The organism is Algoriphagus formosus (assembly GCF_002807035.1).
Classification (GTDB): domain Bacteria; phylum Bacteroidota; class Bacteroidia; order Cytophagales; family Cyclobacteriaceae; genus Algoriphagus; species Algoriphagus formosus.
In genome coordinates, this window is the sequence record NZ_NIUC01000002.1 from 1,723,604 (window position 1) to 1,744,851 (window position 21,248).

Sequence of the window (21,248 nt, forward strand, 5' to 3'; positions counted from 1 at the left end):
AAAGTTGTAAGGATGATTCTATTGCTACTTAGAATCTTTATGCTGCATCGCTTTTTCTATTATTAGGCTTTAATGGGCTCTTTGATCTCTTTTTTGATGCTTCGTGTAGCCAAAATCATCAAAGAAATAGCTAGTACAAAAAGTAAGGCTGCGATCAGCGAAAGTACGTAGACCTGGTCTTGGAAATTTTTCCAAGCAAATAAGCCTAATGAGGCCAAGGTGACGGTGAACATGAAGAACATTGGGAAAGTCACGAACAAGGCGTTTTTCTTTTTTCGAATCATCCAGACTGCAATGGTCAATAGAGCTAAAGCGGCTAAGAGCTGGTTTGCCGAACCGAAGATGGGCCAAAGCGTTGCAAACTCACCTGAAGCTAGTAACAGCGCAGAAAATAAAACCACCAAACCGGTAGAAACGAAGCGGTTTTCAGATAGAGTTTTGCCCATGGGAGTTTTCACATCTTCGAAATATTCCTGAAGTGTAAACCGGGCGAGTCTGGTACAGGTATCCAAGGTGGTCAAAGCAAATGCTGATACCGTCAAAGCAACAAAACTGATTGCAAATTCAACTGGGATTCCCAAAGAACCGATCATTCCCCCGAGTCCACTGGAAAATAAAGAGACCGGACCTTCAGTCCCAAGTCTAGATAAATATTCTCCTTTGCTCAAAACTACTACTGCACCGACGGATAGTATGGCCAAAAAGGATTCGATGAGCATTCCTCCAAAGCCAACCACTTTGGCATCGCTTACTTTATCCAGCTGCTTAGAAGTCGTACCTGATGCAACCAAAGAGTGAAAACCGCTGATTGCCCCACAGGCTATAGTCACGAATAATACCGGGAAAATATATCCCAAATTTTGATCAGTAAGGGTGATCTCGCTACTCATTTGGATGGTAGGATTCGAAAAAATTACCCCTAAAATGGCTGCTAGCATCATTCCGTAAAGAAGAAAGCTGTTGAGGTAATCTCTTGGCTGGAGTAAAAGGCTTACTGGAGTAACGGATGCAATAAATGCATAAGCGAGAAGTAAGAAGATCCATGCTCGGTAATCCAGCGCAAAAGGAATCAACATTCCGAGATACACGGAAAAATACATGAGGGCTACACCCACGATAGAGATGAGTAGGAAGGCTTTTTTTCGATCACCAATCAATCGATTGACGATCCCAAAGCCTACGGCAAGAAGTATAAATAGGAAAGAAGCAGAAGCAACAGCAGGATTGGCGATAAATGTCTTTGCAATGATGTCAGCGAAAACTCCGATCACCAAAATCAAGGTAGAAAAGCTGAAAATCACGAATAGTTGCTTTCCGCGCAGACCAATCTGGTTGCGGATAATGACCCCAATGGATTTTCCTTCGGTTCGGAGGGAAGCCGCCATGCTCCCCAGATCATGTACCGCCCCAAAGAAAATCCCACCCACCAAAATCCATATGATTGCTGGAATCCATCCAAAAGTAACGGCTATCACGGGTCCCACGATTGGTCCCGCCCCGGCAATGGAAGCGAAATGGTGACCTAAGACCACGATTGGCTTACTAGGTTCGTAGTCCACCCCATCCCGATGAGTATGAGCAGGGGAAGGCTTTTTATCATTTAGTCCGAATTTCCTGTAGACGAAATTGCCGTAAAATCGATAGGCTAGTATCAAAATGATAGCAGAAAAGACTAGAATGACGGTATAGCTCATAGCTGACGGTTAATTGGGTTTGCGCTTACAAGGCGAAATGGAAATTTAGTAAATATTTGTCAGTTGTACTTTTCGAAGACCTTAGATTTATTCTTGTTTGCGGATTTGCTATTCGAAATGTCCTCTACTCATTTTTAGTCTGTTTTTGGTCGCGTTTTTATTGTCCATTTAGATTCTCACATTGTTTCCCCAGGAGATCGTGGCACTACACCATGTGGCGAATTTCAACATGCTCGATTTCATTTCATGGATTTAAGGTTTAACTTTGTTTCTTTGACTTTTCAAAAAAATCGAATAATCCAATTATGGCTTGGTTTAAAAGAACAGATAAAGGGATCAAGACTTCCACCGCGGAAAAGAAAGACGCGCCGGATGGTCTGTGGTTCAAAACTCCCAAAGGAAATATCATTCATACGCGAGAGCTTAAGAACAACTCTTATGTTTGCCCCGATGATGATTTCCATGTCAAAATTGGATCTGCTGAGTATTTCGAGATTCTCTTTGATGACAATAAGTTTAAGGAGCTCGATGAAAATATGACTTCTGGAGATCCATTGACCTTTTCGGATACCAAGCCTTATCCTGTCAGAATCAAAAGTAGTATCGAAAAAACCAATCTTAAGGATGCGGTCAGGACAGCTCACGGAAAGATCAATGGTCTGAATATCGTGATTGCCTGTATGGACTTCAGCTTCATTGGTGGATCGATGGGATCGGTAGTCGGTGAAAAAATTGCGCGAGCAATTGATTACTCCTTGAAGCATAAGGTTCCGTTTTTGATGATTTCCAAATCTGGCGGTGCACGGATGATGGAGGCAGGTTTTTCTTTGATGCAAATGGCTAAAACATCTGCAAAACTGGCTTTACTCGATCAGGCTGGAATTCCATATATCTCTTTACTCACTGATCCGACTACAGGTGGTGTCACTGCATCCTACGCGATGTTAGGTGATTTTAACATCGCCGAACCGGGGGCTTTGATTGGTTTTGCAGGACCGCGGGTCATTCGAGAGACGATCGGTAAAGATTTACCAAAAGGATTCCAAAGTTCAGAGTTCGTACTCGAACACGGATTTTTGGACTTCATCATCGATAGGAGACAGTTGAAATCAAGGATTTCAACTTTACTAAACCTCCTGAACAATTAATCAGTTATATACTTATAAAAATGTGATCTCATCTTTCAATTTTGTGGAAGTGAGTAGTCGCATTTGATGATTAATAAATATATTTGTACGCCTCAAATGAGGCATTAAATCCATCCGAAAAGTAAAACCAAAATTTCATGGGTTCAGTAATTATCACGTCAATCGTAGCATTTACCCTGATTATCCTTTTACTGGTTTTCATCCTTCTGTTTGCTCAGTCCAAACTGGTCAATTCCGGAGATGTGAAAATCGTTATTAATGGGGACGATAGCAGTCCACTGGTCACTTCGGCCGGTACGACCTTGCTTTCTACTCTTGGTAATCAAAAGATTTTCCTTCCTTCTGCATGTGGAGGCGGGGGTACTTGCGCCATGTGCAAGTGTGTAGTAGAAGAAGGTGGCGGAGAAGTCTTACCTACAGAGGTTGGACATCTTAGCCGGGCTGAGCAGCAAGGAAATGTACGCTTGGCTTGTCAGGTGAAAGTAAAGCAGGATATGAAAATCCGCGTTCCAGAAGAAATCTTCGGTATTAAGAAGTGGGAGTGCGAGGTTGTATCAAATTACAACGTTTCTACTTTCATCAAAGAATTTAAAGTAAAACTTCCTGAGGGTGAAAACCTTGACTTCGAATCAGGTGGTTACATTCAGATCGATGTACCAGCGATTACCGTCAACTTCAAGGATATGGACATCACCCCGCATCCTGAATTGGGTCACCCTAAAGATGTATATCAAAGTGATTGGGATAAGTTTGGCTTGTGGGATCTTGTCATGAAAAATGACGAAGAGCTATTCCGAGCTTACTCTATGGCCAACCACCCAGCAGAGGGTAACATCATCATGTTGACCATCCGTATCGCGACTCCGCCATGGGATCGTGCTAACAATAAGTGGATGGATGTCAACCCAGGTGTTTGTTCTTCTTATGTATTCTCCAGAAAGCCTGGTGACAAGGTGACGATCTCAGGTCCTTATGGTGAATTCCATATCAACCCTACTCAGCGCGAGATGATCTACATTGGTGGTGGAGCAGGTATGGCGCCATTGAGATCTCATATTTTCCACCTATTCCACACTGAGAAAACGGATCGAAAAGTATCCTACTGGTATGGAGGTAGATCTAAGAAGGAATTGTTCTATGTTCCTCATTTCCGTGAAATCGAAAAAGACTTCCCGAACTTCAAGTTCTACATCGGTCTTTCTGAGCCACTTCCTGAGGACAATTGGAAGATTAAGGAAACTTTGGATGATGAAGGTGACGGTTATGTTGGTTTCATTCACCAAGTTCTATTCGATAATTATCTGAAAAATCATCCAGAGCCAGATGAGGTTGAATATTACCTCTGTGGTCCTCCATTGATGAATGCAGCGGTACTCAAGTTGCTAGACGACATGGGTATTCCAGAAGAAAATATCCGATTCGATGATTTCGGAGGCTAAATAAAAAAATCCCGCATTTGCGGGATTTTTTATTTGCTCATACTTTTTTGATTATTTTTAAAATCTAACCTCCAACTATGAGTATTCAGTCTTTTTTTGAACCCGTAGCCGATTTTCTTTGGCAGAAAAAATATCCCGAAAACTCCTTCTTCAAACAGATTCACTGGTATGGAGAGGAATTTCCCGATCTCAAAGGTATCCAAATAGCACTAATCGGGCTAAAGGAAACCCGTGGAGAAAAGGAAAGTAGAAGTATGGATCGGGCTGCAATCGAAATTCGTGAGAAGCTTTATTCACTCAAGCGAGGAATTGGTTCCTATCGAGTGGCGGACTTGGGCGATTTGATCCCGGGAGAAAAGCTGGAAGATTCCTACGAGCGTATCCAAAAAGTAGGAGATTTCCTGATGAAAAAGCAGATTCTTCCTATCTACTTTGGGGGAAGTCATGACCTGGATTACGGTCAGTATCTCTCCTATGAAAAGATGAAGAAATTGGTTTCGCTTTTGACTGTAGACGCAAAATTTGACATGGAAGAAGAAGGTCCTTTATCCCAAAAGCACACCCAAGAGATTATTCTTCATCAGCCAAACTTTCTTTTTTCCTATGCGCATATTGCCTATCAAAGCTATTTGGTCGATCCATCCTTGGTAAATGTGATCGAGAAGCTGTACTTCGACCACCTGAGGCTGGGACTGGTTCGGAAGGAGTTTAAAGAAATTGAGCCAATTATTCGGAATGCTGACCTGCTGAGCTTTGACCTTGCGGCCATTCAATCTTCCGATGCACCTGGAGTTCCGGAGGCAAATCCTTTTGGCCTGACAGCAGAAGAGGCCTGTCAGATTTGTTGGTTTGCAGGAATGAATGAAAAACTGAGCTCTTTTGGGGTTTATGGATACGAGCCTTATTTCGACGATAGTCAAAACAAAACGGCCATGGTTGCCGCTGTGATGCTTTGGTACTTTATCGAAGGGTTTTATTCAAGGAAAGACAGCCTTTCTTTCAAAAGCAGCGACTATATTAAATATACGGTATCTTTGGACGCAGAGCCAAACTCTTTGGTTTTCTACAAGAGTAAGCGCAGTGGCAAGTGGTGGATGGAAATTCCCCAAAATGATCCTGATAGATTTGACCGGGGTACTATGACCATTCCCTGTAGCTACGGAGATTATCAGACCGCCCAAAAAGGAGAGATTCCCGAGCGCTGGATCAATGCTCAGATTAAATTACTCTGATGCAAACCTATACGCGGCAGCAATTAGCGCTTCGAAATGGTCAGGATAAGCCGGAGATTTGGATTGCCTACCAGGGCATTATCTATGATGTGACTGCATCTAGATTGTGGAAAAATGGAAAACATTACGAACATTGGGCTGGACAAGACCTCACAGAGGAGCTAGTAGATGCTCCACATACTGAGAAGGTATTTAGAAGATTTTCAGCCATTGGAAAATTAGTATGATATTAATTGCAGATAGCGGTTCCAGCAAGACAGATTGGAGAGTAATTCATCAAGACGGTAGCATTTCACAATTCAGAGGAGTTGGGTTCAACCCTTACTACCAGACTTCAGAGGAGATGGAAAAGGAAATGCGGCAGGAGTTTCTCTTGAGTATTTCTGCCGTGACTAAGGAAATCTATTTTTATGGAGCTGGATGCTCGGCTGCTGAGCGTAAGGCTGAAGTTTCGCGTGCTTTAGCTACGATTTTCCCACATGCTACCATTACAATCGACCATGATTTGGCTGCGGCTGCTCATGCTACCTGTGGCCATGAGCCTGGAATTGCTTGTATTTTGGGTACGGGTTCTAATAGCTGTGATTTTGATGGGGAGAAAATAGTGGCTACCAGGCCAGCTCCCGGCTATATTTTAGGTGATGAAGGGGGAGGAGCGTATGTTGGTAGAAAATTACTCCGAGACTTTATCTACGATGATATGCCCAAGGATATTCGAGAGGCTTTTGTCAAAGAGTTTGGTCTGACCCAGGAGATCATTCAGGATCATGTTTATCGTAAGCCTTATCCAAATCGATACATGGCTAGTTTTTGCAAGTTTATCACCGAACACAGCAATCACCCCTACTGCTATTCATTGTATTATGAATCGTTTCTAGAGTTTTTTGAAAAGCATATTTCCCGCTATCAGGACTTCCGAAGTAAGCCGGTGAATTTTGTTGGATCGATAGCCTTTTACAACAGTACAATTCTCCGAAAAGCCGCTTACGATCAAGGATTGAATATTCAGAAAATCATCGAAAACCCCATTGCAGGGTTGACACTTTATCATCAAAATAAGCTATGAAGGTAACCGAAAGCAGTTCGCTCTATGATAATTTGGAAAAAATGTCCGTCTTGGACTTGCTCCAAAATATCAATCGTGAAGATCAAAAAGTGCCTTTGGCAGTAGAAAAGATTATACCAGAAATCTCAGCTTTGGTGAGTCAAATTGTCCCTCGGATGGAAGAGGGCGGAAGGCTTTTTTACATCGGAGCGGGGACTTCAGGAAGACTTGGGATTTTGGATGCTTCTGAGTGTCCGCCTACCTATGGTGTGCCGGATGATTGGGTGATTGGTTTGATCGCAGGAGGAGATTTAGCTATCAGAAAAGCTGTTGAAAATGCAGAGGATGATGCAAATCAAGCATGGAAAGATATTCAAGCCTATGGGTTTAATGAGCATGATACGGTAATTGGAATAGCTGCCTCTGGCACAACGCCCTATGTGATCGGTGGTGTGAAAGAGGCTAGGCAAAAAGGATTGCTTACTGCCTGTATTACTTGCAACCCAAATTCTCCATTAAGCCAAGAGGTGGAACATCCGCTGGAGGCAGTGGTAGGTCCTGAATTCGTTACCGGAAGTACCCGAATGAAAGCAGGTACGGCACAGAAACTAGTCCTAAATATGATTTCTACTACAGTCATGATCAAACTCGGTCGTGTCAAAGGAAATAAGATGGTCGATATGCAGCTAAGCAATGCCAAACTAGTGGAGCGTGGCACCCGGATGATCATGGAGGCGACAGGCTTGAGTGAAACTGAGGCACGAGACCTACTGATCAAGGAAGGATCTGTCCGAAATGCGACTAAAGCGTTTTATTTGGATAAAGGTCACACTGAATAGTTTATAGATCGGAAATCATCTATCTTTGCAGCCCAATTCAAATAATTGGAATTCAGTAAATTATCAAAACAACAAAATCCAGCAGTGATGCTGCATACTTATGAAAAACAATCCACGCAAGCCATTCTTTGGCAAGGATAAATCAGAGAAAAGAGATGAGTCCCAGGACCGTCCAAAAAAATTTAAATCCGGGAAGTCAGATTTTCAATCTTCTGATAAGCGATTTGATAAAAAAGGATCAAAACCGCGCTTTAAGAAAGATTTTAATGAGGGAGAGTCCAATGAGACAAGAAAATCACCTTCTAAGCGATTTTTTAATAAAGAGGAAGAATCACCTAAGCGCGAAAGAAAAGAGCGTGATTCCAATCCTACTACGAAGCGAACTTATGTAGGAAGAGGAAAAGATCAAAAGCCCATGTATGGAGAGAAAGCTCCTGAAAAGGGCAATAGATCTTCTGCGAAGAGAGGCTTTGGTAAAAACCGTCCGAATCGAATTCAGAATCAGGAAACCACCCGTCCTGAATATGATTTTCAGGATATCCCTCAGGCAAAGAATAAGAAATCTAGCGCCGAACTCATTCGCTTAAACAAATACATCGCAAATTCAGGGATTTGTAGCAGGAGAGAGGCAGACCAACTCATTCAGAATGGCCAAATCACCGTCAACGGTGAAGTCATCAAGGAGATGGGATATAAGGTGAAGCGAGACGATCGCGTAGTTTATAATGGCAAGCGAATTAATCCTGAGAAGCCGGTCTATATTCTTTTGAATAAGCCCAAGGATTTTATCACGACAACAGAAGATCCGCTGGAACGAAAAACTGTCATGAATCTGGTGGAAAATGCTTGTGAGGAGCGGATATTCCCTATTGGAAGGTTGGATAGAAATACCACAGGACTTCTGTTATTTACCAATGACGGAGAACTCGCCGCCAAGCTTTCACACCCTTCTAATAAAATTAAAAAAATCTATCAGGTTACCCTTGATAAGCCTTTGACAAAAAATGATGAAGAGGCAATCCGGGAAGGGTTGACGCTGGAAGACGGTTTAGCTGAGGTGGATGATTTGCAGGTGCTTTCAGTGGATCGAAGAATCTTAGGTTTGGAGATTCATATTGGTAAAAACCGCATTGTGAGGAGAATCTTTGCCCATCTAGGTTATGATGTCACAGCGCTTGATCGAGTGTTGTACGCAGGCTTAGACAAGAAAGACCTGAAGCGGGGTAATTATCGCTTCCTGTCTGAAAAAGAGGTAGTCAGACTCAAGTTTTTCCTTTAAAACACTTAGCCCAAGAGCATCCTGTTCTTGGGCTTTGTTTTTTTATGTTTATCCACTTTTCCCTCATTGAGAAAAGTGTCCGGACTAAAATGAGCCAAGGTGTTCAGAATCTAAGCTTTTCTTTGCTAAGTCGATCCAGTTCCTCAAGTAAGGCGATCATTTTAATTCGATTCTCTTTTTTAGAGACATCAAATCCTAGTCCTGCAAATTGCTGTTGAATAAATTTCAAAGCATTGTAAGGCGTTACGGTTGTTTTGTTGAATGCAGCTTCCTCAGGGGTGAGGATATTGTTGTACATATCCATCAAGACAATACCTCGATCCGATTTTTGAAGTATTTCGATGGAACTGTCAATCGCTTTGGACCAATCCATAAAGTGTAAGGGTTTTTTTAACCCGGATTATGCATTAGAATCTGTAGTGAAAGTTCAAACCGCAAGAAAATCAAGTATTTAGCGAATGAGACATAGCATCGCTACGTTGATTGAGCTAAATGCAGCAAAGCGATTGATTCTGAAGCGGTTTGGGCTTGTAATAAGAGGTCTAATGCATATTTCGGGTTTAATCAGAGGAATAAGCTTTACAAACCAAATCAAAAAAAGCAGATAATCTAGCTTTTGATAGAAAATTTTATGATTGGGATTGTAGGCTTTTCTTGATCAACAAAAAGCCTTAAGACTTTGGTGAAGGTCTTTCTTGGTCATGATTCCTCCTTTTCGCCAGAGGATTTTTCCTCTTTTGAATAATGCATAATGAGGAATAGACCGAACGGCAAACTGCTGTGCCAGTTGAGGATGCTTATCTACGTTTATTTTTAAAAGTTTGATTTTCCCACCAAGCTCGTCCAGTACCTCTGCGATAATAGGGTCCATTGTCTGACAGGGTCCACACCAATCAGCATAAAAATCTACCAAAACAGCGTCTTGGCTTTTCTGAATCAATTCTTTTGGGTTCTTTTTTGCCATAAGCAAAAATGCCGACCCCTGAGAGTCAAGAGTCGGCATTTGATTTTATTTGATAGGATTACTGATTTGCACCTACAGGAGCAGTTGGCATCTCTAATCCAAGTTTTGCCAATACCAATTCAGTGAATTTGTCTTGCTCTTTGGTGTAAAGAAGGATAGGAGCTTGACCGGCGGTCTCAGCAAAGATATGCGTGTAGTTATTTTCAGCTGCCACTGCATTGATCGCGTTGATCACCTTAGTCTGTACAGGCTCCAGAAGCTCCTGTAGCTTTCGCTGATAGCTAACTTGAGCATCTTGCTCGTATTTTTGAAGATCCTGCTGAAGCTTAGTCAATTCTGCCTCTTTTGCCGCGCGTGCATCATCGGTCATAGTCTGAGCAGCCTGCTGATAAGTCTGCACTTGACGCTGAAAATCGTTCGCTTTAGTCTGAATGTTGGTTTGAAGCTGAGTTTGATAGTCTTGCAAATCAGCGCCAATCTGCTCCATCTCTGGCATCAGGTCCATGATAAACTCCACATTGGTATAGCCAATTTTCAACTCTTGTGCTTGTGCTGCAAATCCTGCGCAGATCAGAGCGACTGCAGAAAGGATAACTTTTACTTTCATACGTTTTGAATTTAATTTTAATTGTTGTCTTCTATTCCTAATTCTTCCAAGACAAATTCCGAATAATCATGTCTTGGGTCTGTGTAAATAATGCCCGAAGGTACGGAAGCTTTGTCAAATAACATCGCCAAGTTGTTTTTACGGGAAACCCGCTCGATGGCATCGTATATTTTTGACTGTAGCGGTTGCAAGAGTTCGGCTTGCTTTTGGAAGTACTGACCGTTGATTCCAAATATTCGACTGTTGAACTCCTGAGAAGTTTTTTCCTTCTTTTGGATCTCCTGCATTCGTTTTTGGTACATTTCTTCGGTCAAGAGGACTTCTTCCGCCTTGAGCTGTATATACATTTCTTTGATCTCAGCATCCAAATCCTGTGCCTCTTTCTTCCAGGCATTACTCAGCTTTTCCAGCTCTTGCTGTACCACTTTGTAATCCGGGTGCTTGTTGAGCACATATTCTGAGTCAATGTATCCAAACTTTTGAGCCAATAACTGATTGCTAATCAAGGTAATGGATAGCAAAAGTATGATTTTGATGGCTTTGTTCATGTCTAATGATATCATTTTGTCCTAGGAGCTAAAACGCTCGAACCAAACATTAAATTTGACATAAATTAACCAATTCTGCATCAATTTGTCTTATCTAAACTGCTGACCAATGGTGAAGTGGAATTGTGGACCACTTCTACGACTAATTGGAACACCATTTTGGAATGTAGTGATGTCATCAAATCCATAACCCCAGTCTACACCGAGCAGTCCAAAGGCTGGCATAAAGATCCGTGCACCTACACCGGCAGACTTCTTCAAGTCATACGGATTGAATTCCTCATAGGATCCCCAGTTATTACCAGCTTCAGCAAATCCTAAGACAAATATGGTGGCAGAAGGATTCGGAGAAACCAAGAAACGCATTTCCATCACGTATTTGTTATACACAACACCCCCAAATGGTTCAGGGTCCGGTTGCCCTCTTGTTCGGCTTCCAGGTGTAATTGATTGGTTTTCATAACCTCTAAGACCGATGATTTCTTGACCTAGGGCAAAGTTGTTGAAGGTCATACCGTCACCACCCATTACGAATCTCTCCAATGGAATAATGCCGATTCGATTACCATAAGATCCCAAGAATCCCATGTGCGCTCGAGCACTTGCCACGAGTTTGTTGGACCCAAACAGTGGTGTATAAATACTTGCATCAAACATCCACTTGTGATATTCCAGCCACTTGTACTTTTCCTCATCAGGAGACTCTGCGTTCAGATTGTTATTCATGGAGGAATAGGGTGGCGTCATAGCTACATTCAGCATGACATTCGATCCAAATCTTGGATAGATCGGATTATCGATGTTATTCCTGGCTATCGTTGTGTTGAGGGTAAGGCTATTGGATCGTCCTGTTGGATAGCTCAAACCGAATGAAGTACCAAACTGATCAAATTCGTAAACTTGGAATTGCAGTGAATTGGAAATGCTGAAGTAATCATCCGGCCAGGTAACTCTTCTAGCTAGGCCCAGCGTAGCTCCAGTGATTTTGAAGAAACCAAGTTCCTGACCAAAATTACCTGGATTAAAGAAGTCTACTTGACGCTGCACAGAGTGATTAAAGCTAAAACTCAATGCATTCGGCTTCTTGCCTCCAAACCAAGGCTCGGTCAATGAGATCGAATAGTTTTGGAAAGACCGACCATTAGCCTGTACTCGAAGTGAAAGCTTCTGTCCATCTCCCACAGGAAGGGGATCCCACTTGTCGAAGTTTCCGATGTTTTTGATCGAGAAATTGTTGAAAGTCAAACCAACTGTACCAACGAATCCGAAGAATCCACCCCAACCACCGGAAAGCTCGATTTGATCATTTGGACGCTCTTCGAGCTCAAAGGTGATGTCCACGGTAGCAGCATCAAAATTTGGCCGGAGATCAGGATTGATCTTTTCCGGGTCAAAATAACCCAATTGGGAAAGTTCTCGAATGGTTCGTACCAAAAGTGCTCTATTGAACTTCTGTCCAGGGAGAATTCGGATTTCCCGCATCACTACGTGGTCTGAAGTTCGCTCGTTTCCTTTGATATTGACAGAGTTCACGGTCACCTGAGGCCCTTCAAAAATCCGCATTTCCATATCAATGGAATCACCGATTACATTGACCTCTACAGGTTGGATATTGAAAAACAAGTATCCATCGTCTTGATAGAGAGAGCTGACATCATCCCCTTTTTGAGGGTCATAATTCAGTCTTTTCTCCAGTTTCTCTCGATCGTAAACGTCACCTTTTTGAATTCCCAATTTGGCTCTTAGGACTTCATCAGGGTGGATGAAGTTTCCGTTGAATTCAATATTTCGATAGTAATATTTTTGACCTTCTTCGATTTCTAGGTCAATATTGATTTCATCTTGACCAAAGGAATAAATTGAGTCAGTGACAATTTTGGCATCTCTAAAACCTTTCGTTTGGTAGAAATTGACCACATTGTCCTTATCGTTTCGATATTCTTTTGGGATATATTTCGATCCAGCAAAAAAGTTGAGTTTGAAGTTTTTATTGATGTATGACTTGACATCCTCCTTGGAGGCGGAGTCAGTGTACAAAATTGCATTCGCTACGTCTGAAGGCCCAGCCGCGGTCATTCTGGAATAGACATCCTTAAAAACACTTACCCGAGCATGCTCTTTGGTTTTCTTAAGTTTGGATTTGATTTTGGCATCTGTGATTTCCTCATTTCCAAATACCCGGATTTCGTTGATCTTAACTTTTCCTTTGGTATCTACATCAAATCTCAGCTTCACGCTATTGGGTAAAGTCGTATCTCGGACTTGGGCTACCTTTACTTCTGTGTTCAAAAAGCCTTTGTCGACAAAGTATTTTTGAATATTTCTTTGGGAAGTGTTGAGTACATCCTCACGCACTACCCGACCACGGATATTTATTTTATCCCGTAGTTCGCTTTCTTGGGTTTTGTTGATTCCGGTAAATTCAACTCTGGAGAACCGTGGGCGCTCCGTGAGGTCAAGCAATAATGAAATGTCTTCACCCTCTACCTTCGTGACCAAGATTTTTACATCTCCGATGATTCCCTGATTCCAGAGTTTTTTCAGAGCATTGGAAATAGCATCTCCGGGCACCTCGATCTGATCATCCACCTTTAGCCCTGAGAGGGAGATGATCGCGTTTTCATCTAGCGTCGAAAGCCCTACAGCTTTTATCTCGGCGATTCGATAAGTCTGTGGCTTGGAGTAGTTCAACTCCATGATGTCTATAGGCTTGCTCGAGGAATATCTCGATTGCCCAAGCCGTATCTGCGACATCGCTGTGTTTGCCCATACTAGACAAAATAGAATCAGTAAACTTCTTTTCATCAATTACTTAAGATTTAACCTGCTCCCCTGTTTTGCCAAACCTACGCTCTCTCTTCTGATAGTCGATAATAGCAGCCAAGAGGTGCTCTCTTCTGAAATCAGGCCATAGAACCGGAGTAAAATGTAACTCCGTGTAGGCTAGTTGCCAAAGCAGAAAATTGCTAATACGATACTCCCCACTTGTCCGAATCATCAGTTCCGGATTGGGGATGCCCGCGGTCTCGAGGTGGTCTTCAATCAACTGCTGGTTGATTTCTTCCACCTTCAATTTTCCTTCAGAGATTTTTTGAGCAATGCGCTTGGTTGCTTGGGTGATTTCCCACTGACCACTGTAGCTAAGTGCTAAGATGACAGTCAATCCATCATTTCCTTCTGTTGTCCTTTTGGCTTCCATTAGCTTGTCAAAAGCATTTGGAGGAAGGCTGTCCAGATCACCGATACTTTCCAGGCGGATGTTGTTTTTCATCATCATCGGCACCTCATCAGTGATGGTTTTTACGAGGAGTTCCATCAATCCATTGACTTCTTCCTGTGGACGGGACCAGTTTTCGGTCGAAAACGAAAATAGAGTCAGGTACTTTACACCAAGATTCTCTGCCCCCTCAATGGCATCCTTCACAGCCTGAATGGCGTGACGATGACCAAATATCCGCATGGCGCCTTTCTTTTTGGCCCAGCGGCCATTGCCATCCATGATGATTGCTATGTGATTGGGGATTCGCTCTCGGTCTAAAACTTCCTTCATTACTTCCGATCCGGGTACCTACATTTTTGGAGGTACAAAAATGCTATTTCTTTTCCAAATATTAAGCCTAAGACTCAATTAATTAATAGGCGTAGCACTTTGTACTCTGTATGGTATAGCTGATCGTGAGACTCAGAAAGTAGTACCAGTCCTTGTCGTAGGGATTTCCAAAATTAATCCCATATGGTTGATCGGGGTTATTTGGGTCTTGGAATCTTGGTATGGGAGGGGAGCTACTATCAATTCTATCGATAAAATCCGTGAAAGTAGCCCGTATTCCTGCTTCCATAGCCAGGGTCCAGCGATCATTGAGCCGATATTTCACTCCCCCACCAAAGGGAATGACTACCGTGCCCAGATTGTATCGCTCAGATTGGTTGAAAGCGTAAGTATTTCCTTTCATAAAGAAATGCGTGTACCCGATTCCGAAGAATGCATAGGGAGACCAGAAGAACTCAGAATCATTCCGAAGGAAATCCAAAAAATTGAATTCCATTACCGCTGACCCCTCGATCATTCCACCTCTAAACCGCGCATCTCTACGCTGAGCAGCTAGGTCTAAGGGTCTTACGCTATCGGTCGCCCGAATCGTCCCTGCTGTAATGCCTACCCGAAGCGTCCAGACATTGTCAAAATTTCTCTTGCCAAACAACGTGCCGTGAAGACCTAAATGGTCCAGGTCAATATTTCTGAGTATATCTCCGGTGTAAGCAGTGGTGCCTAGACCTCCTCCGATTTCGTATTTCTGAGCTTTGGCATCAGGGACTGTAATCCCCGCAAATAGCAGAAAACAATAAAAGAAGCTGAGTATCTGAAAATTGACCTTTTTCAAGACGATGCAAGTTATGAAGTACCTAACGTTTAAAAAACGCTCTTTAGTATCTCCTGGGTTAATCTTTGTTAAGCTAAAACGATCATTTGGAGCATTAATTTCTCATATCTAGACCCCAATGTAATTTCTGTCTCAAGGTATCAAAAAAATCATAATTGGGAAGCTTTACAAGTTTGGCTGAAAATGTCTCTTTTTTGATTTTAAATCTTAGCTCCGGTGAAACAGAGGTGGATCTCGAGTCCAGCGATACCAAGTATTTGTCAGCTCTACCCTCGATTTCTATACATATTTCACTGTCATCAGAAACCACAATCGGCCTCACATTGAGGTTGTGGGGGCTGACCGGGGTAATCACCAGATTTTTTGCTTTGGGAGAAAGTAATGGGCCTCCACAACTTAGCGAATAACCTGTGGAACCGGTAGGCGTCGCCACAATGAGTCCATCTGCCCAATAGCTGTTTAGATATTTTCCATCAACGTAGGTGTGTACGGTGATCATGGAAGAGGTATCTCGCTTGTGAATGGTGAATTCATTCAGCCCGAAGTTCAAGCCATTGAAAAGTTTTCGATCACAGTCTAGGGACACGAGGCTTCTTTCTTCTATTTGAAAATTTCCAGAGGATAGATGATTGACCGCCTCCTCAATAGTGTCTGTGGTAACTGTAGCCAAAAACCCCAATCTCCCGGTATTCAGTCCCAAAATCGGGGTTTCCAAAGCTCCTACTTGGCATACTGAGTCCAGAAGGGTCCCGTCCCCACCAATGGAAATCAGAAAATCCATCGAAGCCATTTTATTGTTGGAATCGATGAGCTGGTAGGTAAGACCAGTATTTCCCTGCATTCGAAGGAGTCTGTCGAAGGGCTGAGTAACGTGAATTTCAAAGTTTTTTTCCTCCAAAGCACGAAAGAGCGCTTTGATGTCTTGAAGAAATTCTTGCTTTAAGCTGAGTCCGTGAAGCGCAATTTTCATCCGCTAAATATCTAAAAATCTCAGCAAGTTGCCGATTCGGTCTTCTTCGCTGCTTATACCTGCTTCTTCCTGATAGTGATCGAGGATTTTGTACCCAAAGCGCTCTAAAGTAGCCTTGATATAGCGAAGTTCGGGCTGATCTAGCTTCAGTGTTAGCTTTATCTTAGAATCATCGAGAGGATCATTGCTGATAAATGAGCTTAGGATTTTGGTATTTTCTGTCTCTGTGAGTCGGGCAATCTCAGCTAGGCTATAATCCGACATATTCATGGAAAGGACCAAGACAGAACCTTGAGACTGAATGGAAAGGCTATCCGCAAAAGCTGAAATTGCGTCTTCCATGGTCACAACTCCCAGGTAGGTCATTTCTCTGTCCAGAACAGCCACCATATTGGAATGGTGTTCAGCACTTATTTTCAAAATATCATATACGTGCTGATCAGTGTAGACCCAACAATTGTAGTTGTTCAAAGGAATTTTTTCAAGAAACTTCTCTGGGTCATTTAAATCAAAAATGATCTCATCACTCAAAAACCCAAGAAACTTACCCTTATCTACTACTGGCAAAAGATCGGTACGAATTTCCTCCATCCACGCCAAAGCCATCTTGGCCTGATCGGTCAATTTGAGTGGTGGAATAAGGTTATTGATAAATTCGTACGCCTGCATAAATGAAAGTTAGGAAATGATTTATAAAAGCAAAACGCCTAACTAGGTTTTCTTGTTCCTTGAATCGAATCCCTGATTAGAAGATCAGGTTGTTTAGGATGCCTAAAACAATCCCGCCTAAGATAATCCAAGGCGATGAAATCTTGGTGAATTGGAGGAGGCTGTAGGCAGTTAAAATCATGAAAATATTCAGCAAATTAGCCTCCAGAGGTTCGAAAAGCAGATATGCAGCAGCAATGAGCATACCGCAGGAAACTGCATTGATGCCTTCGAGTGCAGCACGAACTGGGCGGTATTTTTTGAGTTGATCCCAAAATCGGATGACGAAAAATATTAAAAAAATACCTGGAAGAAATATTCCTGCGGCAGCTATCAAGCCACCAGTAAGGAAGCCTAGCAATCCATATTCCCGCATAGAAAGCGCTCCGACGAAAGAAGATATACTGAAGGTAGGTCCGGGAATTCCCTGGGAAATTGCGTATCCGGTAAGAAACTCTTCCGAAGAAAGGAAGTGCTTAAAATCTACAAACTCGGTGTAGAGATAGGGGACTAAAACTTGCCCTCCTCCGAAAATCAAACTGCCGTTTCGATAGAAATTTTCAAATAATAAGACGGACTGAAATTTAGTCAAAGCACCGAGCAAAGCGGCACCTGCAAGCACTCCCGCCCAGAGGTAGAAATTAGCCCATTGGATCTTTAGAGGGGCGTCTTGTTCCAGTTTAGGTTGTTTTTTGTATTTGATGGAGGTGCTTAATCCTCCGATCAGCAGCAGGATGGGAAATACGAAGGGCGAACTGTAGAAAAAGGCCACAAAAGTGGAAATAAGAACCAAAACCATTGCCTCAGTGGTCTGCACCATTTTGCTGATGGTTTTCTGAGCCGCAAAAATGATAAATCCAATAGCCATGGGCTGAATGAATTTGGCAAAATTCAGTGCTCCGGGTGTTTTTTCCTGAAGAAAGTAAATTAAAACAGCGGCTCCCGTCATGATCAAACTGGCTGGAATAATCCAAACCAGGAGTGCCAGATAAGCAAGATTGGGTCCTCCAACCCGAAAACCGATGGCTGAAACCAACTGTGTAGAGGATGGACCCGGGAGCATATTGCATAGCGCATTTAGCTCCCAAAGCTCATCTTCGGTAATGTAGCCGCGTTGATTGACCATTCGCTCCAAAAGCATAGCCAGAAAAGCTTGCGGTCCTCCAAACGCAGTCAGCGAAAGGGCCAGAATGTCCTTAAGAAACAAGTAGTATCTGACCCTTTTGATCGACATGGTTTATTTTTTCAAGCCTAGTTCCCGGAGGCGCTCATCCAAAAATTCGCCAGCCGTTGCATCTTCAAATTGTTTTGGATTTTCTTCACTGATGCAGCTTTCCAGGCATGTCAAGTCCATTTCAGAGCGTGGGTGCATGAAGAAAGGAATGGAGTATCGGCTCGTATTCATCAATTCACGAGGTGGATTCACTACCCGGTGGATGGTTGATTTCAACTTTTTATTGGTCAGTCGCTCGAGCATATCGCCTACATTCACCACCAACTGGTCAGGAAGGGCCGTGATAGGAATCCATTTGCCATCCTTTCTCAATACCTGTAACCCATCTGCACTGGCGCCCATCAAAAGAGTGATGAGATTGATATCCCCATGCTCTGCAGCGCGAACGGCATCATCAGGCACTTCTTCGGGATTTTCGATAGGGAAATAGTGAATCTGTCTCAGGATTGAATTTCCATATGCTACTTTATCCTCAAAGTAATCCTCTTCCAATTCCAAGCTGATTGCAATCGCTCTAAGCATCGCCTTCCCTGCTTTTTCGAGGGTTTGGAAAGCTTCAGTCGCCGCATCTTTGAATTCAGGGATTTCTTCCGGCCATACATTGGATGGGTATTCTTCCTTCACAGAATCGCCCTCGGGAATTTCAGAAAGTTCTTGTCCCACATGGAAAAACTCCTTCAAGTCGCCCGTATTTCTACCTTTCGCATGTTCTTTTCCTTTGCCGGTATAACCTCGCTGGAAACCTATCTCTGGATGCTCATACTTCGTTTTTACTTCATCCGGAAGGCTGAAAAAGTCCTTGATCGACTTATAAAGACGATCTTGAAGGTCTTGGTTGAGACCGTGGTTTTTGATCGCTACAAAACCTATATTTTCGTATGCTTCGCTTAGTTTTTTGACAAAGGCTGCTTTTTGTTCGGCCGACCCGGAAGTAAAATCGGCAAGATCCAAGCTGGGGATTTCATCAAAGAGGATTGACATAGTGGGTATGTTAAATGTATGGCAAGTAAAATTTGGCTAAAAATAATACCTTTAGAGTCAAAACCCATGCTGATGAAAAAGAACCTGATATTTCTTGGCTTTGCTGTGGTATTTCTGATGGCTTGCTCTGAGGAAAGAAAAAAAATTAACGAGCAGGTAGTGCCGCATCCTACGGAGGACTCTACGCAAGTAGAGGAAGCGCGAGAAGAGGTTGCTTTTTTTCAATATGAAGAATTACCTGATTTTCCAGATGCCATTTTGGAGCTTTATACCCCTTTAGGGAATCAGGTATTCAGGCCTGGTAAAGTTCCTTTCGAATTCAATATCAAGAATTACCCCTTTGAAGAGGAAGCCTCTAATCGATTTAGGCTTTTCCTAATCCTAAATGGAAGTGATCCAGTCGGGCACCGAAGTCCGATTTTTCAACAGGAGCTTCAGGAAGGTACCTATCGGATAGTGGCTTTTTTGGTGGATGAAGCAGGTTTTGCTTTGAAAAACTTTGGAAACTACGTTGACCGGGACTTCCAAGTAGGAGATTCCAGACCCTTTCCTTATTCGGCAGAGCCGTATTTAGCCCTGAATTTTCCCCGGGCAAATCAAGAGTATGGAGCTGAAGATGAATTTGTTGTGGACTTTTTAGTACTTGGAGGTGATATGAAGTTGGATGGGCTGAAAGTGAAAATCGAAATTGGAGACTACGAGTACGAAATAGACCATATGGCTCCAATCAGGATTGAAAATCTCCCTGCCGGCGAATATCAGGTGAAAGTTTCTCTCCTCAGAAATAACAATACTGAGCTCGAGGGACCATTCTCTTCCGTCACCAAGACGGTGATTGTGCGATAAGTAGCTATCTTTGCGATTTCACACAATTTTGATTTAATACATGCTACTTGTCAATCAAATCCGAGAAAACTTTGATGCTGTTTTAGCCGGTTTACAAAAAAGAAATTTCCCTGATGCTACTGCTGTTTTGGAGCAGGTGATCGCCTTAGACGATCAGCGTAAATCATCCCAAACCCAGCGAGATCAACTTCAAGCCGAATCAAACAGTATTTCCAAGCAAATCGGGGTCTTGATGAAGAACGGTCAACGAGAGGAGGCTGAAAAAGTCAAATCTCGAACTGCTGAGTTGAAAACCGAGATCAAAGCTTTAGAAGATTCAACAACTCAGGCAGAGGAGGATCTAAAGGCTTTACTTTATACTATTCCGAATATCCCTCATCTTTCCGTTCCTGCCGGGAAATCGGCTGATGATAATGAGGTGGTTTTGGAAAATGGTGTCATTCCTACCTTGCATGAGGATAAGTTGCCGCATTGGGAACTGATCAAAAAATACGATATCATCGATTTTGACTTAGGTGTGAAAATTACCGGTGCAGGTTTTCCTGTTTACAAAGGAAAAGGAGCGAGGCTTCAGCGTGCATTGATTAATTTTTTCTTGGACGAAGCTCTGAAAGAAGGCTTTGTAGAAGTGCAACCACCCATCTTGGTCAATGAGGATTCCGGCTATGGTACTGGTCAACTTCCTGATAAAGAGGGACAGATGTACCATGCCACTGCGGATAACCTTTATTTAATCCCAACGGCTGAAGTTCCAATCACTAACTTGTATCGAGATGTGATTTTATCCGAGGAGGAGCTGCCGGTAAAGAATGTTGGTTATACGCCTTGTTTTCGAAGAGAAGCTGGAAGTTGGGGAGCTCATGTACGGGGATTAAATCGCTTGCATCAATTCGACAAAGTAGAGATTGTTCAAATTACACACCCGGATAAATCCTACGAGGCTTTGGAGGAAATGAGTTCCTATGTGCAGGGGCTTTTGCAGAAGCTTGAGCTTCCTTATCGAGTTCTCCGTCTTTGTGGCGGTGATATGGGCTTTACTTCCGCCTTGACTTATGATATGGAGGTTTATTCTGCAGCTCAAGAGAGGTGGCTTGAGGTGAGCTCCGTCTCTAACTTTGAAACCTACCAGAGTAATAGATTAAAGCTACGCTTTAGAGGAGAGGATAGGAAAACGCAATTGGCACATTCCTTAAATGGATCAGCTTTAGCACTTCCTCGAATTGTGGCGGCAATTCTTGAGAATAACCAAGATGCCGATGGAATCCGCATGCCAGAAGTATTGCATAGTTATCTAGGTTTCGATAGAATATAAATAAGCTAAACCGTCCGATA

Annotated in this window: 21 protein-coding genes; 9 read left to right on the forward strand and 12 right to left on the reverse strand. The window is 42.8% G+C overall.

The window, feature by feature from the left end; all coding sequences use genetic code 11:
• Positions 1-62: 62 nt before the first annotated feature.
• A complete protein-coding gene (locus CDH51_RS13675) occupies positions 63-1,694 on the reverse strand; it encodes a carbon starvation CstA family protein (RefSeq protein WP_100629074.1) in 1,632 nt (543 codons plus the stop codon).
• Between the two features lie 305 nt (positions 1,695-1,999).
• Between CDH51_RS13675 and accD the strand changes: the two genes are divergently transcribed.
• From accD to CDH51_RS13710, 7 genes are all read left to right on the forward strand, one after another.
• Positions 2,000-2,842 (forward strand): acetyl-CoA carboxylase, carboxyltransferase subunit beta, encoded by an 843-nt coding sequence (gene accD / locus CDH51_RS13680; protein ID WP_024283773.1) that lies wholly within the window; start codon positions 2,000-2,002, stop codon positions 2,840-2,842.
• Positions 2,843-2,979: 137 nt separating this feature from the next.
• Complete coding sequence (nqrF, locus tag CDH51_RS13685) at positions 2,980-4,281, forward strand: NADH:ubiquinone reductase (Na(+)-transporting) subunit F (RefSeq protein ID WP_100629075.1); 1,302 nt, start codon at positions 2,980-2,982, stop codon at positions 4,279-4,281.
• A gap of 77 nt (positions 4,282-4,358) precedes the next feature.
• Positions 4,359-5,513, forward strand: a complete 1,155-nt coding sequence (locus CDH51_RS13690; RefSeq protein WP_024283771.1) for a formimidoylglutamase — start codon at positions 4,359-4,361, stop codon at positions 5,511-5,513.
• Positions 5,513-5,740 carry a cytochrome b5 domain-containing protein gene (locus CDH51_RS13695; RefSeq protein ID WP_100629076.1) on the forward strand — a complete coding sequence of 76 codons (228 nt, stop codon included), beginning with the start codon at positions 5,513-5,515 and terminating at the stop codon, positions 5,738-5,740. Before CDH51_RS13690 ends, CDH51_RS13695 begins: the two co-directional genes overlap by 1 nt.
• The gene (locus tag CDH51_RS13700; protein WP_100629077.1) at positions 5,737-6,579 is read left to right on the forward strand and encodes an N-acetylglucosamine kinase; all 843 of its coding nucleotides are present in this window, start codon (positions 5,737-5,739) and stop codon (positions 6,577-6,579) included. The genes CDH51_RS13695 and CDH51_RS13700 overlap by 4 nt, the downstream gene beginning before the upstream one ends.
• Positions 6,576-7,397 (forward strand): N-acetylmuramic acid 6-phosphate etherase, encoded by an 822-nt coding sequence (gene murQ / locus CDH51_RS13705; RefSeq protein ID WP_100629078.1) that lies wholly within the window; start codon positions 6,576-6,578, stop codon positions 7,395-7,397. The genes CDH51_RS13700 and murQ overlap by 4 nt, the downstream gene beginning before the upstream one ends.
• A gap of 100 nt (positions 7,398-7,497) precedes the next feature.
• Positions 7,498-8,676 (forward strand): pseudouridine synthase, encoded by a 1,179-nt coding sequence (locus CDH51_RS13710; protein WP_024283767.1) that lies wholly within the window; start codon positions 7,498-7,500, stop codon positions 8,674-8,676.
• Between the two features lie 103 nt (positions 8,677-8,779).
• Here CDH51_RS13710 and CDH51_RS13715 read toward each other — a convergent pair whose 3' ends face one another.
• The 11 genes from CDH51_RS13715 to CDH51_RS13765 form a co-directional block, all read right to left on the reverse strand.
• A complete protein-coding gene (locus CDH51_RS13715) occupies positions 8,780-9,049 on the reverse strand; it encodes a hypothetical protein (RefSeq protein ID WP_100629079.1) in 270 nt (89 codons plus the stop codon).
• A 285-nt stretch (positions 9,050-9,334) separates the two neighbouring features.
• Positions 9,335-9,640 (reverse strand): thioredoxin, encoded by a 306-nt coding sequence (gene trxA / locus CDH51_RS13720; RefSeq protein ID WP_024283764.1) that lies wholly within the window; start codon positions 9,638-9,640, stop codon positions 9,335-9,337.
• Between the two features lie 58 nt (positions 9,641-9,698).
• Complete coding sequence (locus tag CDH51_RS13725; protein WP_100629080.1) at positions 9,699-10,247, reverse strand: OmpH family outer membrane protein; 549 nt, start codon at positions 10,245-10,247, stop codon at positions 9,699-9,701.
• A 17-nt stretch (positions 10,248-10,264) separates the two neighbouring features.
• On the reverse strand, positions 10,265-10,795 hold the full coding sequence (locus CDH51_RS13730) for an OmpH family outer membrane protein (RefSeq protein WP_026947597.1): 531 nt from the start codon (positions 10,793-10,795) through the stop codon (positions 10,265-10,267).
• Between the two features lie 90 nt (positions 10,796-10,885).
• On the reverse strand, positions 10,886-13,600 hold the full coding sequence (locus CDH51_RS13735; RefSeq protein WP_100629081.1) for a BamA/OMP85 family outer membrane protein: 2,715 nt from the start codon (positions 13,598-13,600) through the stop codon (positions 10,886-10,888).
• Between the two features lie 7 nt (positions 13,601-13,607).
• Complete coding sequence (locus CDH51_RS13740) at positions 13,608-14,345, reverse strand: isoprenyl transferase (RefSeq protein ID WP_100629082.1); 738 nt, start codon at positions 14,343-14,345, stop codon at positions 13,608-13,610.
• Between the two features lie 82 nt (positions 14,346-14,427).
• Positions 14,428-15,177 (reverse strand): type IX secretion system protein PorG, encoded by a 750-nt coding sequence (gene porG, locus CDH51_RS13745; protein WP_100629083.1) that lies wholly within the window; start codon positions 15,175-15,177, stop codon positions 14,428-14,430.
• A gap of 94 nt (positions 15,178-15,271) precedes the next feature.
• A complete protein-coding gene (locus tag CDH51_RS13750; protein ID WP_024283758.1) occupies positions 15,272-16,147 on the reverse strand; it encodes an NAD kinase in 876 nt (291 codons plus the stop codon).
• Between the two features lie 3 nt (positions 16,148-16,150).
• Complete coding sequence (locus CDH51_RS13755) at positions 16,151-16,816, reverse strand: CBS domain-containing protein (RefSeq protein WP_100629084.1); 666 nt, start codon at positions 16,814-16,816, stop codon at positions 16,151-16,153.
• A gap of 76 nt (positions 16,817-16,892) precedes the next feature.
• Entirely contained in the window at positions 16,893-18,089 is a 1,197-nt protein-coding gene (chrA, locus tag CDH51_RS13760; RefSeq protein WP_100629085.1) for a chromate efflux transporter, read from the reverse strand.
• A gap of 3 nt (positions 18,090-18,092) precedes the next feature.
• A complete protein-coding gene (locus CDH51_RS13765; protein ID WP_100629086.1) occupies positions 18,093-19,070 on the reverse strand; it encodes an isopenicillin N synthase family dioxygenase in 978 nt (325 codons plus the stop codon).
• Positions 19,071-19,142: 72 nt separating this feature from the next.
• Here CDH51_RS13765 and CDH51_RS13770 point away from each other — a divergent pair, with 72 nt between their 5' ends.
• Positions 19,143-19,916 (forward strand): hypothetical protein, encoded by a 774-nt coding sequence (locus CDH51_RS13770; protein ID WP_100629450.1) that lies wholly within the window; start codon positions 19,143-19,145, stop codon positions 19,914-19,916.
• 40 nt (positions 19,917-19,956) lie between these two features.
• Positions 19,957-21,228, forward strand: a complete 1,272-nt coding sequence (gene serS, locus CDH51_RS13775; RefSeq protein WP_100629087.1) for a serine--tRNA ligase — start codon at positions 19,957-19,959, stop codon at positions 21,226-21,228.
• The last annotated feature ends 20 nt before the right edge of the window (positions 21,229-21,248 follow it).